The sequence below is a fragment of the Rossellomorea oryzaecorticis genome, assembly GCF_038405515.1.
Classification (GTDB): domain Bacteria; phylum Bacillota; class Bacilli; order Bacillales; family Bacillaceae_B; genus Rossellomorea; species Rossellomorea oryzaecorticis_A.
In genome coordinates, this window is sequence record NZ_JBBYAF010000001.1 from 166,120 (window position 1) to 180,950 (window position 14,831).

Annotated in this window: 17 protein-coding genes; 7 read left to right on the top strand and 10 right to left on the bottom strand. The window is 40.6% G+C overall.

What is annotated here, in order from left to right:
• Nucleotides 1-9 precede the first annotated feature (9 nt).
• Nucleotides 10-570, top strand: coding sequence for a transposase (locus AAEO50_RS00785; RefSeq protein WP_341979377.1), 561 nt, complete (start codon nt 10-12; stop codon nt 568-570).
• On the top strand, nt 567-719 hold the full coding sequence (locus AAEO50_RS00790; RefSeq protein WP_341979379.1) for a hypothetical protein: 153 nt from the start codon (nt 567-569) through the stop codon (nt 717-719). The genes AAEO50_RS00785 and AAEO50_RS00790 overlap by 4 nt, the downstream gene beginning before the upstream one ends.
• Nucleotides 720-1,219: 500 nt before the next feature.
• On the opposite strand, the gene AAEO50_RS00795 is transcribed toward AAEO50_RS00790, so the two are convergent.
• Complete coding sequence (locus tag AAEO50_RS00795) at nt 1,220-1,582, bottom strand: DUF948 domain-containing protein (protein ID WP_341979382.1); 363 nt, start codon at nt 1,580-1,582, stop codon at nt 1,220-1,222.
• Nucleotides 1,583-2,089: 507 nt separating this feature from the next.
• Between AAEO50_RS00795 and AAEO50_RS00800 the strand changes: the two genes are divergently transcribed.
• On the top strand, nt 2,090-2,389 hold the full coding sequence (locus tag AAEO50_RS00800; protein ID WP_341979384.1) for a hypothetical protein: 300 nt from the start codon (nt 2,090-2,092) through the stop codon (nt 2,387-2,389).
• Between the two features lie 64 nt (nt 2,390-2,453).
• On the opposite strand, the gene AAEO50_RS00805 is transcribed toward AAEO50_RS00800, so the two are convergent.
• The 7 genes from AAEO50_RS00805 to AAEO50_RS00835 all read right to left on the bottom strand — a co-directional run bounded on the left by AAEO50_RS00805 (nt 2,454) and on the right by AAEO50_RS00835 (nt 8,665).
• Nucleotides 2,454-2,660: a hypothetical protein gene (locus tag AAEO50_RS00805; protein WP_341979386.1), complete on the bottom strand. Its 207-nt coding sequence runs from the start codon at nt 2,658-2,660 to the stop codon at nt 2,454-2,456.
• Nucleotides 2,661-2,885: 225 nt separating this feature from the next.
• Nucleotides 2,886-3,392, bottom strand: coding sequence for a DUF4825 domain-containing protein (locus tag AAEO50_RS00810; protein ID WP_341979388.1), 507 nt, complete (start codon nt 3,390-3,392; stop codon nt 2,886-2,888).
• Nucleotides 3,393-3,402: 10 nt separating this feature from the next.
• Nucleotides 3,403-4,401, bottom strand: a complete 999-nt coding sequence (locus tag AAEO50_RS00815) for a hypothetical protein (protein ID WP_341979390.1) — start codon at nt 4,399-4,401, stop codon at nt 3,403-3,405.
• A 4-nt stretch (nt 4,402-4,405) separates the two neighbouring features.
• On the bottom strand, nt 4,406-5,590 hold the full coding sequence (locus AAEO50_RS00820) for an ABC transporter permease (RefSeq protein WP_341979392.1): 1,185 nt from the start codon (nt 5,588-5,590) through the stop codon (nt 4,406-4,408).
• A gap of 2 nt (nt 5,591-5,592) precedes the next feature.
• Entirely contained in the window at nt 5,593-6,279 is a 687-nt protein-coding gene (locus AAEO50_RS00825; RefSeq protein WP_341979394.1) for an ABC transporter ATP-binding protein, read from the bottom strand.
• Nucleotides 6,269-8,041, bottom strand: coding sequence for a hypothetical protein (locus AAEO50_RS00830; protein ID WP_341979395.1), 1,773 nt, complete (start codon nt 8,039-8,041; stop codon nt 6,269-6,271). The genes AAEO50_RS00825 and AAEO50_RS00830 overlap by 11 nt, the downstream gene beginning before the upstream one ends.
• Nucleotides 8,042-8,176: 135 nt before the next feature.
• Nucleotides 8,177-8,665, bottom strand: a complete 489-nt coding sequence (locus tag AAEO50_RS00835) for a hypothetical protein (RefSeq protein WP_341979397.1) — start codon at nt 8,663-8,665, stop codon at nt 8,177-8,179.
• Nucleotides 8,666-9,108: 443 nt separating this feature from the next.
• On the opposite strand from AAEO50_RS00835, the gene AAEO50_RS00840 reads away from it, so the two are divergent.
• Together AAEO50_RS00840 and AAEO50_RS00845 are read left to right on the top strand one after the other, a co-directional pair.
• Nucleotides 9,109-10,413 carry a helix-turn-helix transcriptional regulator gene (locus AAEO50_RS00840; RefSeq protein WP_341979399.1) on the top strand — a complete coding sequence of 435 codons (1,305 nt, stop codon included), beginning with the start codon at nt 9,109-9,111 and terminating at the stop codon, nt 10,411-10,413.
• Between the two features lie 19 nt (nt 10,414-10,432).
• The gene (locus tag AAEO50_RS00845; protein ID WP_341979401.1) at nt 10,433-10,591 is read left to right on the top strand and encodes a hypothetical protein; all 159 of its coding nucleotides are present in this window, start codon (nt 10,433-10,435) and stop codon (nt 10,589-10,591) included.
• Between the two features lie 213 nt (nt 10,592-10,804).
• On the opposite strand, the gene AAEO50_RS00850 is transcribed toward AAEO50_RS00845, so the two are convergent.
• Complete coding sequence (locus AAEO50_RS00850; RefSeq protein ID WP_341979403.1) at nt 10,805-11,284, bottom strand: hypothetical protein; 480 nt, start codon at nt 11,282-11,284, stop codon at nt 10,805-10,807.
• 360 nt (nt 11,285-11,644) lie between these two features.
• On the opposite strand from AAEO50_RS00850, the gene AAEO50_RS00855 reads away from it, so the two are divergent.
• Together AAEO50_RS00855 and manA are read left to right on the top strand one after the other, a co-directional pair.
• Entirely contained in the window at nt 11,645-12,505 is an 861-nt protein-coding gene (locus tag AAEO50_RS00855) for an ROK family protein (protein WP_341979405.1), read from the top strand.
• Between the two features lie 166 nt (nt 12,506-12,671).
• A complete protein-coding gene (gene manA, locus AAEO50_RS00860; protein ID WP_341979486.1) occupies nt 12,672-13,619 on the top strand; it encodes a mannose-6-phosphate isomerase, class I in 948 nt (315 codons plus the stop codon).
• Between the two features lie 274 nt (nt 13,620-13,893).
• On the opposite strand, the gene AAEO50_RS00865 is transcribed toward manA, so the two are convergent.
• A complete protein-coding gene (locus AAEO50_RS00865; protein WP_341979407.1) occupies nt 13,894-14,637 on the bottom strand; it encodes a MurR/RpiR family transcriptional regulator in 744 nt (247 codons plus the stop codon).
• Nucleotides 14,638-14,831 lie beyond the last annotated feature (194 nt).

Here is a 14,831-nt window from a genome sequence, read left to right on the forward strand (position 1 = left end):
AGGAATGAAATGTCCAGGAAGCTTCGGATTTGGTATCCTGGTGCTACGTATCATATTACGGCCAGAGGAAATAAGCGCAGTCCCTTGTTTTTTGATGAAACCGATTATCTCACGTATTTACACATCCTCGAAGATGTCCGCTCGATCTACCCCTTTGTTTTACACTCCTATTGCTTGATGACCAATCACATTCATCTCCAACTAGAAACCATTCATCATCATATTCAATACATCATGAAGACCCTTCATTCTCGTTATGCCGTCTATCTGAACCAACGGATGAATACAGATGGCCATATCTTTCAAGGAAGGTATAAAGCCGAGCTGATTGAATCCAGTGGTTATTTCCTGGAAGTAAGCCGCTACATCCACCGAAATCCATTGCAGGCCAACATGGTGGAGCGTTCTGAAGATTATCTTTGGAGTAGTTATCCCTCTTATATTTCCTACACTCTGAATCCACATACAGATCCCACCAAAACATATTCTTATTTCAATGAACCTGTTCACCTGAATTACCAATCTTATGTTGAAAATAAGCTTGAAAAAATAAAGGGGGAATTCATATGACCAGTAAAGTAACCGGTGTCGGACTTAAAGGGTTGGAAGGCTATAAGGTAAGTGTTGAAGTGAGAGTCATGCAGGGGAATGGGTCTTTCGTCATTGTAGGCTTGCCTGATGCTTCTGTAAAAGAATCAAAAGATGCCCTTCAAGCATAGACCGCATAGTGAGAAACATTCTTCAGCCCGAACAATAAGTGAATCGTGAAGAATAAAATTAATGGCTGAGAGCATCTTTTAAACAAACGTTTGATTTAATTCTGAATCCCTTATGAAACAGCCTTTTCTGCAACTAAACAAACGTTTAATTAATAAATTTCATTCTCAGGGTGTCCTTTTTCCACCTTTCTTTATATCTAGTGTGACTAAATATGGAAGGGTGGAATTTTTTTATGAAATCAGGTTGTAAAGTAGTGGATCAGGTTAGGGATATGAAGATCGAGGGGAATCTGGTTCCTCATTTGTGGTAAAAGAATATTACGTTTTCGAGCGGGAAGGTGCATTTTGTGGCGATTACATTACTGGCGGAAATCCTGTATTGGTACCGACCGATGCTTGTTTGCAATGAGAGTGGCGATGTCATTGGGACGCGGACCAAGTTTAAAGGAGATAGCCCCCAACCAAATAAAAAGAGGCCAGCTCGCCCGACCTCTTTTTGCTTACTTCAATTTAATCTGGACAGGCTTGCTTTCCTGCGCATGAATGGTTTTGGGATTGTTCTTTTGCAGTGCAGTTCTTTTTACCGAACTTGTAACATTGTGTATGATTTCCCCCACATCATGAGCGGACTCAACCAAAGGATCAACGGCTTTCATTTTTCCCTTTACATCCACGGAAATCTGGTTGGCTGTATGAATCAGTTCTTCTGCTTCTTCTGTAATGCCATTCACAGCTGTCCGGGTGTCAGCCAGCGTCTTTTTCGTTTCAGCAAGTGTTGTCATTACTTTTCTTAATGTCAAAATCAAATAGATGACAAGAATGGTAAACGCGACGGCTGCAATAACGGCACTCCACTCAAGCATTGAGACCAGCTCCCTTCTTTTCTATAAGTCTATGAGGGTGGGGGTTCAGACATTCCTGTGAAGGAGAGGCTAAAGAAAGGGGGGGGAGTTCTCTTGATTCTTTTACTTTGCAGACCGAATGAGCCGTAGTCCATACTTTTGAGCCACCTAATGCGGATGAGAAAGCCATAAGTGCGAAGTAGTGAGCCGCTGGCCTCATTTTTAGCATTCGTCTAAAATTTTTCATAAGAATACAACATCTCTTAACTTTTAACGTAAGGTTATATAAGCGCACAAGGGGGGGAGTGTCTTTTATACTGCGTTATATGGAAATGGAGTGAGAAAGCAGTTGGTTGTTATTCGTAAATTTAAAAACTTATTAGTCGCAGCTATCAGGAATCCTAAACCTTATTATGAGAAGGCGTTAGATAAAAATTCTCACTCTTCAACTCAATTCTATAAAATCTTTTATTAACCTAAAGGCGCGAAGGGGGAAATTATTCTCCCTCTGTTGAATTTAAAGTAGAGGTGAGTGATGCTATGCTTAAAAAATACATACGTTTCAATATTAAAATTTTCCCGATGTATATTGTACTGTCATTCTTATTATTTGCAGCCATTTTTCTAGGAGAAGATGGCGGCGCATATATCAACGGTGTTTCGACAGCAATAATCCAATTGGTGATCCTCGCTCTGATTCCAAATATTATTTATTTGATTATGAATAGAAACGAATCCGGTAATTTTTTGGGTTTTTTAGGGATGATCCCTATTATACCGGTGCCGTTTGTGGTGATTGCTGTAATTATGGGAGTGGTTTATGTTTAGGATGGGAGGACAATACAACAAAGGGATATTTATGGGCGGTCATTTCAGTTAGCTGCTATTAGGATTACATTTCCCCAAATAATTTAACTATTCCCCTAAACAGCCAATACACCATTCTGAAAGGGAAAATAAGTACTTCCGGTATCCAGCAGAGGAGTTCAAGGAGGAAATCCAATACGGTAAATCGTTCTCCGTAATTTCTCTTTTTTCTCTTTTCCCTCATTTTCTTTCGCCATTTATTCATGACGTCCACCCCTTTATCGATGTTCATTTTATTAATTGATTATACGTTCCTTGGTCCCTTTTGGTTTCATTTTTTTAATTTTTGACAGGGTGAAAAGCTTTCCAACTGCCTGGCTGTGGAAGCGAGGAAAAAGGCTTCTGAACAAGGGGAAGCAGTGATCGAGTTATATGAAGGCGATTCTTGGGAAGTGGGGGCAGTGAAGCGGCAAAAAAAAGAGCCCAAAAATGAGCTCTCTCTTCCATCACAGGCCAATCATTCACTAAATGCAGTTTTGTACTCTTCAAATGCTTCTTCATCCCAAGTTTCAAAAGAGGTGTTTAACGTGCTTGCAAGTTCATCACGTGTGAATGAATGGGTTTCTGTGGATTCCCCCTTGAAGGTAACTTCTAATAGATTTGCGTTTTCAACAAGTGTAAACAGGATAGCGCTGTTAAAGGAAGAGTTGCGTTCCTGATTGTTTGAATCATACCAATAAGATGCGCTTTCTTCGTTCTCCTCATTGAATTTCTCCAAGTCATAGGCTATCTGCAATGTATCAGAAGAAATTTCGATTTTGTGTGGGATCTCTCCACCAGTCAGTGCTGTTACGGAATTGATGATCGCGGAGTTGTTTCCGAGACTCGTTTTTTCCAGGTGGGAAATCTCTTTATATTCGATAGTTTCCATGTTTTTGACGGTTGAATTTTGGTTTGATGAACAGCCTGCTGCCAGTGTAAATAAAAGCATGAGCGGCAAGGTATATTGTAAGAGATATTTCATAGCTGCCTCCTTATTGTATGCTCAGATCAACTGAATCAGGTACCTCGTTTTTTTCAATTAAGGATACTTGCCCGTTTTTCACTTCATAAATTCCATCACGTGCCACCATGTATTTATGCTCTTGGTGGACTGCCAGTCCGAATATTTCCGTTGTTTCTAATTCACTGCTTGAAATTATTTCATTTTCGTCATTGATTTCTTCAAGATAATTGTTGTTTGGCGTGCCGGAAAAGACGAGTAACCCATTTTCACTCGGCATCACAAACTTTGGCGGGTGCTCTGTCGTATAGGTATTCGTTATTTTTTCACGATCCGTATCGTAGAATACAATCCTTTTTTCTTCTTTATTGTTTGTTTCTTTGCCATTTTGCCTTACGAGCTGGCTGATCGAAACGATTAACGTTTTATCTTCAAATTGTGCATTTATTTCATAGCTGTTGTCGAGCAGCTTCTTCTCAGTGATTTCCTGATCCTTTACGGTATAGAGAAGAATGTCATCTGTTCTTGTCAGGGCATAGACTGTCCCTGTGTTATAGTCAGCCACGATTGCTTCGGGGTCGCCTTTTAATGTCCACTTAGACTTTTCTTTGAAGGTTTCAGGGTCGAACTTTTTTAATATTGTCCCTTCTTTGTCGTATACAATGGTATAGATGTGCCCGTTTGTATATACCCCTCCATAGATTGATTCATCCACCTTCCCGATTTCCTTGAAAGATTCCGAGGATTGAAGATAATAATGATACCCGTTCGTTTCACTATTTAGAATCATCGTCAATGTTGTTTTTTCGACTGGGTTGATACTTGTTCTCCCAAAAGGAAATTCGGAAGAGATTTTAAGCTTTAGTTGATCGGTCACTTTGCTCTTATCGAAATCGAATAAGCTGACGGTGTCTTCTCCATTTAAATAATTTATGGAATTGGAAGATACTTTTTGACCATCAGAGAAGCAGCCGGAGAGAAGGACCGCTAATCCTATTAATATCATGGTGCAACGAAATTTTTCGGTCATTGGTTTAAGCCCCTTTCAAGATATCGGTGACCTGGATGGAGGAAGCTTTTTTAATCGGATAAGCACTTGCTAGAAAGCTTACGAGGAATATGACGGCCAGGCTGGCAAGTGCTTGATAAGCACTGATTGACAAAATAAACGTATAGTCTGCAAATCCTAGATTGTTGACATATTGTTCAATTACTTTAAGGGCGATAAAACTCAATAGTATGGATAAGAAGAATGAAATAATTGATATGATGGTTACTTCCACAGTGAACAATTTAATCAATTGTTTTTGTTTAAAACCAATTGCACGCATAATGCCAATTTCACCGTAACGGCTGCGCAGTGACTGATTGATGATAGATGCAATACTGGTTCCTGCAAAGACGAGAAGTACAATAACAAGGATACCTCCGACACTGCCGATTATTTTTGCAATAACAGGGATGGATTTAGAAGCTTTCAGTGAATAATTTGTCATATAGCCCATTTCATCAAATTGGTTTGCAGCTTCATTTACTGCATTAATATCTGGAACGATGGCGATTGCTTCTTGATATCTTGGGTTCTGGAGGTACTCCTCAAGGGTGAGACCAAGGAAACCTGCATTTAGCGTTTGAACGAGTTCTATACTCGCGACAGAGATGTCCTCCGGAAAGCTGATCAGGTATGGAGGTTCAATTTTACTTTGAATGGTTGCATTCAGTTCTTTGCGTATCCCTTCGTTTTCTTTCACTTTTACGGTGTAACTGATCTTAGTCGGGTCACCTTTCTCCAGGGAGGATTCTATATTTTTGTTGAGAAGGATCCCGTTATCTGAGAGTGACAGGTTTTTTTCATCCGTAAAGTATTGGATGGAGTTATCTGGAATCCCTATCAGCGTCGTAGTGATTTTTTCTTTATTATTTTCAATTCCGATAAATGATTCCGTCCTTGGGAATACACTATGTACACCTTCAACATTTTTGAGCTTTTCAAGGTCTGTGTCTTTCATATCGCCATCAACAGAGGAGACATGGATAAACTTCAAGCTTGAATTGTCTACTACCGTTTCGTTCACACTTGACGTGATGCTGGTGAAAAAGCTCGTTATGATATTGAATAGTAAAATTCCAACGGTGATAATAATAATCGGCGCGATATTTTTCTTGCCGTTTCTTTGGAAGTTTTTGAATCCGAGTGAATAATAGTCTGTTGTTTTCATTATTACACCACCTTTTCGAGTTCCCCTTGGTTAAGGGTGTATAAATGATCGGCATATTGTTTGAAGATTTCATTATGGGTGACGATCAGCATTCCCACTTTTTGTTTCTTTAACTGTTGAAAGATTTCAATGATTTTCAATTCGGTTTCGGTATCGACATTTCCCGTGGGCTCATCTGCCAGGATGATCCTCGGTTGATTTGATAATGCACGGGCTATGGCGACGCGTTGTTTCTCCCCTCCGGATAGGGAAGAAGGAAAGTGAGAGCAGCGGTGTGATAATCCTACGCTCTGCAATAGCTTTTGACTATGTTCCTCCCTCTCTTTTTTTGTCATTTCTTTATTCAAGAGAAGAGGGAGTGACACATTCTCTTGAGCTGAAAGATTCGGTACCAAGTGATAATCTTGAAAAACAAATCCAAGGAACTCTGCTCTCAGATCGGTAAGGTTCTCATGAGAATAAGAGGAAATCTCTTTACCCATCAGCTGAACTTCTCCCCCTGAGGGCAGGTCCAATAGCCCCATCATGCTTAGCAGTGTGCTTTTGCCGGAACCGGATGGCCCCATGATGACATTTAATTCCCCTTCGTGAATTTCAAGGTCGACATTTCTCAATATGGAAATGTCCTGCTCATTGAGTTTATAGTTCTTACTTAATTTTTTTACACTCATTAATGGTTTATTGGTCATGATGAATCTCCTCACCTAATAAGATATGGTTTAAACGGTTGAGAAAAATGGTGGCATAGAAGCTTTTAAAGCTTTGCTCTTCATTTAGTTTGTAGCCCAATCCGTTATGAAGTTTAATCAACTGATCGGCAATTTTATTATCATCTGTTTCTATTCCCATTCTTTTTAGAAATAAGGTTTTTTGGTATAGTTCATAAGCAGGTACCTGACTTGATAGATCAATCTTTATTTTAGCTGCGTAGGGTACTACCTCCTTTAATTCTTTCGAGAATTTTCCCGTAGCTGCCAGACTATTAACAAATAGCAGGTTAGAAAAGTCAGAAGAGTTATCGAACAATTTTGTTTTTCCTTGGCTCAGATTCTTGATTATTTCCGAGGTGTTTTCTGGGAGTTCGTCTTCGTTTAAATCTTCCTCCAATAAAGCTAGTGAGTCAATAAGGTAGCTTGTTTTTATTATATTCCCTGCGTTGACTCGAGAAGGGAGTTCATCTTTTATTGCTTCCGCGACGATTTCTGCCTCTTTCGTATGTTGAAAGGAATCATCCACATACTCTTTCAGATGTATATAACTAAGGATTTCAAAAGCATCCAAGTCCATCAAATCTTCAACGTTAGTCCTTTTCAAAAAGCCTGAGAGGTATTTTTGCAGTTGAATGGCGGACACATCACCCTCCTCTGCAGATTTCAAGGCTACGACCATACTGTAATAAGTGCTGTACGGATTTGATGTTTGTGAGAATAAGGGCATCATTCCATCAGGATAAACATATCGTTTATACTGGTCGATCAATTTATCTTTCTGCAAATACTTGTCCAATTGGTCAAGGTGTGAATAAATCGAAAGAACGTAATATTGCTGTTGGATATTTGCAAACTGGCTGTGACTGCCGGTTATTTTCTGTAATATGGATAACAGTTCTTCAGGACTTAAAGTAACCCATTTTTTCATGTGCATGTTTGTTAAACTCTCGATGGTCAGTAAATCATTGAATTCATAATAGTCTTTTTGAATAATTGAATCATAACTCAATTTATCTATGATGGAAGGGGAGGGATCTATATTCAACAGATTCATAGACTCAATATAATGGCGTATAAAGAGAGGATCTTTTCTATCCTTGATAAAGTAATTCAGCCACTCGGCGATGGTCTCTTTTGTCGGGGAGAAATCGATATTCGCTTTTTTACCCAGCTTGAGCATCATATGCGTCTGAAAGAATTTAACCTCTTCGTATCCTTCCTTATCCTTGAATTCTTTAAACTCATCAGATAGGAAATACCCTTCCTTATAATAGGTTGAATGATAAAGTTTTTTTGTGGAAACCTCTGCATCTTTAATCGTTCGTTCAGTAATCTCTTCCTGATTACATAGTTCAATCAATTTCATAGAATAATATAATCTTTCAATTCCTGTATAAAAGCTTTCTTTTGTTTGAATGAATTCTTCTTTCGATAGTTCATAGGAGAATTGTTTACATACGTTCTTAGGCGGGTTTTTGTCTAATAGCCCTAATGATAAATATGTATATAGAGTAGTGAACTCATCTTTAGAATCTTCGACCGGATAGGTCAAGAAAATCTGGGTATTCTTGGTTAGGTCAGATTTAACCGCTTCTCTGATCCCTGCCAGTTGTTCGCCCAGCGCTTCTTTATTATTTTTACTGAGAGCCACTGACTGGTTAAATAAAGATTGATAACTGAAAAGGGCCACTGTCGCGATTATGATAATAAGATAGGTGATTCTTCTTTTATTTCTCATCATAGTAAGGGAAGATGAATAAATAGAAGTAAATGCCCACTTGAGCATTTACTTCTATAGGTTATAGTACAGATATCGATTAAGATATGTTATAATTCTTTTTAGAGTTTAGGTTGTTAAATAAAGGGGTAACAGCTATTAATAGAATCGGAAAATTGAAGCTGTTGCGCCTTGTTTAACGCCTCTTGCTAAGAAACTTGCTGTATTGTTACCAGATCCGCTGATTGGGACCCCGGAGATATTATAAGAGCCGGAGTAGTCAGAAATCCAGTTATTGTAGTTTGTCCAAGTTCCCGACAATGTATTTCCACTAGCACTTCCACCACTTACACCGCCAATACTCACTCCTAGACCATTCGCTTTAATCGTCCATGCGGTTTTGATCCAGTCTGCATTTGGAGGGTTGTATCCTAAGAATTTAGCACTTACTTGATAACGCTGAGTTTGATAAAAATACGTATTACTCATCCAGATATTCGACTGAATTTCATTTCCAGGAAGGCTGCTGATTGGATCCGTCACTGAATCTGAGTATGCACTCGCAGTGCCTGCAGTTCCTCCCAAGATCATAGCGCCTGCCATTGCCAATCCACCTAAAGTACTTGCAATTTTCTTTTTTGCACCCATCTTCCAATTTCCTCCTTTTTTGTTCTATACTATAACGACTTCAGTATATCAAAGAACAAAACATTTCAATTTATTCAAAAAGTTGTCATTTTCACTGCAAATCTTGTCTGAAGCCAGTTATTTCTGTCATAACGAGAGGCTTAAGTCCCGTTAAACATATCATATTTTACTTTTAATGGGTAAAAATAGGGGCTTTAGTTATATTTTAATGGGGTTATGAGAGGTTTTTACACAGTGATTTATTAATAAAGTTTATTCTTTTCGAGTTGAAGTCAATCATTTGAATAATAATCCCTGCAGAACGTTCCAGATTGAAGGGTTATTGTATATGATTGTTCAAGTTTATGAAAAAAATAGATAATATTTTTCTCAAATGCGCTACTGCGCAATTTTATGAAGCTTGTAAGAGGTTTGACATAACTGGTAATTTTGTTATTATTTAGTTGATTTATAGTTCATATTTCAGAGAGGAGTTGAATGGAATAGATCATTTTACTTTAGGCCAACGTATAAAGTATGTTCGATCGTTAAAGAAGATTAAGCAATCAGGTCTGGCAGAAGGGATCTGTTCGGTATCGTATCTTTCTAAAGTGGAAAATGATAGTTTAACTCCCAGTAAGGAAGTAGAGAGGGCCTTGTTAAAACGACTAGGGATTTATAACAAGGATAAAAGCTTCGAACAAGTACTTTCCAACAGAATCGACGACTGGTTTCAGTCAATCGGTACAAGGGATATAGAAGAAGCGGCAAGTGAATATAAGGAATTAAAACAACAACTGTCATTAACGAGCAGCGAGATCATCCTCATTAAATTTAAGCTTTTTTCTGTTAAATACTATATAGAACTAAAGAGGCATGAAGAAGCTTACAATCTTCTGGAAAATATTCGAGAGTCTCAATTCATCATGGATTACCCCTTACTATACTATTATGAAAAATTCCAAGGAACGATAAGATACATACATAAAGAATTCAACAGTGCATACGAACATTTTGAAGCAGCAAAGAAATACTCTGAATTCATTGATATTCCCCTTGGAGAAAAGTCGTCTTTATTCTACTCTCTAGGTTTGGTTACAGGAAAATTGAATATGAATCAAACGAGTATAGACTATACGAAAAAAGCCCTGTCAATCTATCAATCTGTATATGATTTCAAGAAGTGCGCCAATTGTCATATCTTATTGGGAATCCTTCACAAACGTATAAATCAATTCTCTGAGGCAATCGAGGAATACAAAAAAGCAAGAGAAATTGCGCTGATGGGAGGTTACACTTCAATCCTGCATACGATCGAGCATAATCTTGGCACGTTGTATTCCCACTTTCGTAACTCGAACTTGGCCATCCGCCATTTTAAAAACAGCTTAGAGTTTGAGTGCCGGACGGAGGATGTGTGCAATACTTATATTTCATTAAGTAAGGAATATTATATTTCAAGAATGGTCCATGAAGCCAAGAAAGCGCTAACATCCGGGTATAAGAAGCTGGCTGATAGCGATAAGGTAAGCGACATTCTGCAATTGGAATATGAAATATTGGACAGGTTATATAATGGTGACATTGACAGGTTGGATAACAAGTTACTAAAGGCCATTTTACCAGCGTTTGAAGAAGAGGATCAATTCTGGTTATTATCTGAATACCTTACCTTTATTGGGGAGTATTATTACGAAAACGGCAAGTATAAAAAGTCAGCTCGTTATTATTCACTTGCAAATAAATATTTAAAGAGATTACAAACATAAAATAGTAGGAGGAAGAAAAATGATAAAAAAATGTTTACTTGGACTTTTATTGACTACTGGGATTTTGGGAAGCTCCTTCATGTTTAATCAAACCGAAACGGCTGGGGATGAAATTTTCCCGCCTTTGCTTGATGAAGTTGAACCTGAGGTGGAGGTAATAGTTGATTTGAAAGTTTGAGCACTGGGAAGCCCGAGGATTGTTCTCGGGCTTCCTTTTTTGAGCCATTCATTCACATAGAACTAAAGAGTACCACATAATGGATAGTATTTGGACGCAGTGGGATACGAAAGTATGAGTTGAAGTGTTTTATAATGGGACAGAATAGACCATCTTTATCTGAATATTGAACAAGGTACATGTGTTGAATGTCAGAAAGACCCACTTAATCACTTACTCCGTCAATTCCACATCATGCTCATCAGCCAGTCGCTCCAACTCACTCGTGTATTTTCGCATCCCCGCTCTTCCATCGGCCAGCATTTCATTGGCATCAGCTATCATTTCATAATCCTGTTGTTCAAGGGCGGCCAGTATCTTTAGAAAGGCATTGTTTTGCAAATTAACGGCTTCGATGTAGCGTTCATGAACCTCCTGTACCTCAGGAGTGGCAGGCCTCACTTCTTCGAGCTGATCGAGGAAATCCTTGTACATCGGCATGACCACTTCTTCAATATGGACATAGGTTGTATAGTCGTCCACATAGTTATCACCTGTCACAGTGTCATATTCAGCTATGGCATCTTCTTCTAATACAGCCAGCTCTTTTAAGTCCTCATTGACATACTTCAACAAATCATCTTGCACGGGATCGCCGCAGCCTGATAATAGAAACAGAATGACGGCTCCCAGGAAAAAGACTTTTCCTTTCATTCTTCATCCTCCTCATTTTCTAGGTATCTTTTCAAAGGGGGGCGTGGAAACTGCAACATTGAAGTGTATGTGAAAATCAGCCTGGGTCATTCCGGAATTTTTAAAGGAGTGAGGTGGTAAATGATTTTTCTAGATTAGCAGCGCATCATCGGCTGAGACTAGGGAAGCATGGATTAATTCCTTCCGCTCTCTTTCAAATCTATGGTCCGCTGCTGGAGGTATGAAGAGCGGTTTATTTTTGAAAATGAATGTCGGTATCGGACGTTCTCTTGCTGCAGGACGCTTTGACGGTTCTCCTCTTTATGATTAATATAGACAGAAGAATAATCAAATAAGGTAATAGTAAATGGGAGGGTCATGATGATCATTGGAGCGATAGAAGCAGGCGGAACGAAATTTGTATGCGGAATTGGGAATGAAGACGGCGTAATAACCGAACGGGTATCGATTCCAACAACGACCCCGGAGGAAACGCTGGCCGAGGTGGCAGCGTTTTTCAAGGACAAGCAAGTAGATGCCCTTGGTGTAGGCTCATTTGGACCTGTGGATCTCGATGAGTCAAGTTCTACATACGGTTTTATCACAAGCACCCCAAAACCGCATTGGAACAACTTTGATCTTGTCGGTGAATTAAAGAAGCATTTTGACGTGCCGATCGGATTCGATACGGATGTGAACGCGGCAGCTCTCGGAGAAAGTCTATGGGGAGCGGCAAAAGGTCTGGACAGCTGTCTGTATATGACGGTCGGAACCGGGATCGGTGTAGGGGCATTAGTTGAAGGAAAGCTGATTCATGGGCTGACGCATCCGGAAATGGGCCATATTATGGTGAGGCGGCATGAAGAGGATTCATTTGATGGTCGCTGCCCTTTTCACGGTGATTGCCTGGAAGGACTTGCTGCAGGTCCCGCGATTGAAGATCGATGGGGCAAGAAGGGTCAGGAATTAGTGGATTCCCCTAAAGTGTGGGAATTGGAAGCTTATTATCTGGCTCAGGCGATTGCGAATTATGTGCTTATTTTATCTCCGAAGAAGGTGATCGTCGGCGGCGGTGTCATGAAGCAAGCTCAGCTTTATCCGCTGGTGAGAGAGAAAGTGAAAGAGATTCTTGGAGGATATGTTCAGAGTGAACAAATCCTTGAAAAGATGGATGAGTATATCGTGCCGCCTGGATTGGGTGATAATGCTGGTCTCGCGGGTGCGATTGGATTGGTTAAATAAAGGAATTGGACGGGCCGAAGTGGGACGCGGGGACAGGGACCTTGTCCCATGCGGCAATGATCAGAGTCAGGATGACATTACACCTTTTAAAGCAGAAGAGAAAATAGTACAATCATCAGTAATCTATTTTTACATCCCTTTAACAGGGAAGATTCAGGAGGAACTTATGAACCAACCACTATTTCTACAGCCCGTATTCCAGGAACGAATCTGGGGAGGTACGGCGTTAAAGGATCAATTTAATTATGACATCCCTTCGGATCAAACAGGGGAATGCTGGGCGATTTCAGGCCATCCGAACGGACAGAGTACGGTTGTGAATGGAGAGTTTGCCGGGAAGACGATCGGCGAGCTTTGGAATGAGCACCGTGAATTATTCGGCGGCCACACGTCACCGGTATTTCCGCTGCTGACGAAAATTCTGGATGCGAATGCGGATTTATCGGTGCAGGTGCATCCGGATGATACATATGCGAAGGAGCATGAAAACGGCGAGCTTGGGAAGACCGAGTGCTGGTATATCATTGATTGTGATGAAGATGCCGAAATGATTTTCGGTCATACGGCAGGGACGAAGGAAGAGTTTGTATCGATGATTGAAAATGGCGAGTGGAATGATCTGCTCCGCCGCCTTCCGGTGAAGCCTGGTGACTTCTTCTACGTGCCGAGCGGGACCATCCATGCTTTATGTAAAGGTACGCTTGTGTTGGAAACTCAGCAAAGCTCTGATACGACTTATCGCGTGTATGATTATGACCGCCGTGACGCTGAAGGGAATACCCGCGAGCTTCACATTGAGAAGTCGATTGAAGTGACGACGATCCCTCATCGCAATACGGATGTGCAGCCTGCTGTCGAGGAGCGTGACGGGGTTGAAGTGACGAAGTTTGTGAAGGCTGAGTATTTTACAGTTTATAAGTGGCGGGTTGATGGACATGCTTCGTTTGTACAGAATCAGCCCTTTCAATTGGCGAGTGTATTGGATGGAGAAGGTACACTGAAAGTGCAGGGAGAATCTTATACATTGAAAAAAGGTAACCACTTCATTCTGCCGGCTGACATTGAAACGTTTGAAATCGAAGGTCAACTGGAATTGATCGTTTCGCACGTTTAACGCTTTAAAGGAGCGAGGGACGGGCTTTTAGTGTAGTAAAGAAGCAAAGCATCCAAAGGCGGATGCTTTGCTTCTTTTTGCGTCTCGGAAAATTTAAACAAACGTTTGATTAACAAGTTCAATCATTGGTGCTGCAGGGGTTGAGGAGTTTAAACAAACGTTTGATTGGATTGGGGAGGGGGCTGGGACAAGGGAACTGCCCCCAAGGCACATGCTTTCGTACTTTAAAGCGGTCTGGGACGGGCCTTTAACTTGGTAAAGGCCCGTCCCTCATTTACTTCATCACTTTTTTCAAGTAGAACTCAAAGATCAAGTCGATGAGTACGACGATGGTGGAGCGCGGGGTCAGGTCGTAGCCTGCGAATTGTACTTTTTGTACGTCGGCGCTAATGGAGTTGCGTGTGATTTTGGCCAGGGTACTGTCGGCCGAGTTCGTAATGGCGAGTGTATCTGCATTTTTGTAGCGGATTTTCTCTGCCGCACCGACGATCGTTTTCGTTTCGCCGCTTGATGAGATGAAAACGATCAGGTCATTTGGCTGCACCATGTTGGGGAGCAGGTCGATGATATGTGATTCGTACACATAGGAGGTCGGCTTGTTGACCTGCATGAATAATTTGCTGAAGTATTCCCCGACCATTTTGGTCAATCCGACCGAGACAATCATGACCCTGCCGGCCTGCAGGATCTGCTCACTGATTTTCTCAAGCTCCTCCACTCGCAGGGAGGACAGGGTCCGCCCCATATCCTGGCTGTAGCGGTCGAGCATGTTCTCCGCCGGCCCCACGTTTTCATCGATGCTTTTCAAGACAAACTTAAATTCAGAGAAGCCCTCAAGCCCGAGCTTCCTGCACATCCGGACAATTGTTGTCGTGCTGACGCTGTTGCTCTCCGCCATCGCTGTGAGCGATTGATTTTTAGCCGTGTCTAAATGTTCCTCAACGTAATAGAGTACGTGCTTTTCTGCGTATGTAAGTTCCCCGATTGACGATGCGAACCGATCCAGTACCTTCCCCATAATAAACTCCTTTGCATAACGCTTGATATTTTCTAGTATATCTACAATTTTCAAGTCCTATTAGGACACTATACATGGTAGTGCTTTCATTCTGTACAATTATACTTTTTATGTACCGTTTCGACAAGATTCGCCATGTTATAAATAGATTGTAAGGGATTTCATAACAAATGCTTTAGTTCTGTAAAACTTAT

Excerpts from the sequence above, each read along its gene's own strand:
- AAEO50_RS00790 (WP_341979379.1), top strand. The coding sequence starts at position 567 with ATGACCAGTAAAGTAACCGGTGTCGGACTTAAAGGGTTGGAAGGCTAT.
- AAEO50_RS00820 (WP_341979392.1), bottom strand. The coding sequence starts at position 5,590 with ATGAAAACAACAGACTATTATTCACTCGGATTCAAAAACTTCCAAAGA.
- manA (WP_341979486.1), top strand. The coding sequence starts at position 12,672 with ATGAACCAACCACTATTTCTACAGCCCGTATTCCAGGAACGAATCTGG.
- AAEO50_RS00855 (WP_341979405.1), top strand. The coding sequence starts at position 11,645 with ATGATCATTGGAGCGATAGAAGCAGGCGGAACGAAATTTGTATGCGGA.
- AAEO50_RS00795 (WP_341979382.1), bottom strand. The coding sequence starts at position 1,582 with ATGCTTGAGTGGAGTGCCGTTATTGCAGCCGTCGCGTTTACCATTCTT.
- AAEO50_RS00835 (WP_341979397.1), bottom strand. The coding sequence starts at position 8,665 with ATGGGTGCAAAAAAGAAAATTGCAAGTACTTTAGGTGGATTGGCAATG.
- AAEO50_RS00815 (WP_341979390.1), bottom strand. The coding sequence starts at position 4,401 with ATGACCGAAAAATTTCGTTGCACCATGATATTAATAGGATTAGCGGTC.
- AAEO50_RS00805 (WP_341979386.1), bottom strand. The coding sequence starts at position 2,660 with ATGAACATCGATAAAGGGGTGGACGTCATGAATAAATGGCGAAAGAAA.
- AAEO50_RS00825 (WP_341979394.1), bottom strand. The coding sequence starts at position 6,279 with ATGACCAATAAACCATTAATGAGTGTAAAAAAATTAAGTAAGAACTAT.
- AAEO50_RS00865 (WP_341979407.1), bottom strand. The coding sequence starts at position 14,637 with ATGGGGAAGGTACTGGATCGGTTCGCATCGTCAATCGGGGAACTTACA.
- AAEO50_RS00830 (WP_341979395.1), bottom strand. The coding sequence starts at position 8,041 with ATGATGAGAAATAAAAGAAGAATCACCTATCTTATTATCATAATCGCG.
- AAEO50_RS00845 (WP_341979401.1), top strand. The coding sequence starts at position 10,433 with ATGATAAAAAAATGTTTACTTGGACTTTTATTGACTACTGGGATTTTG.
- AAEO50_RS00810 (WP_341979388.1), bottom strand. The coding sequence starts at position 3,392 with ATGAAATATCTCTTACAATATACCTTGCCGCTCATGCTTTTATTTACA.
- AAEO50_RS00850 (WP_341979403.1), bottom strand. The coding sequence starts at position 11,284 with ATGAAAGGAAAAGTCTTTTTCCTGGGAGCCGTCATTCTGTTTCTATTA.
- AAEO50_RS00785 (WP_341979377.1), top strand. The coding sequence starts at position 10 with ATGTCCAGGAAGCTTCGGATTTGGTATCCTGGTGCTACGTATCATATT.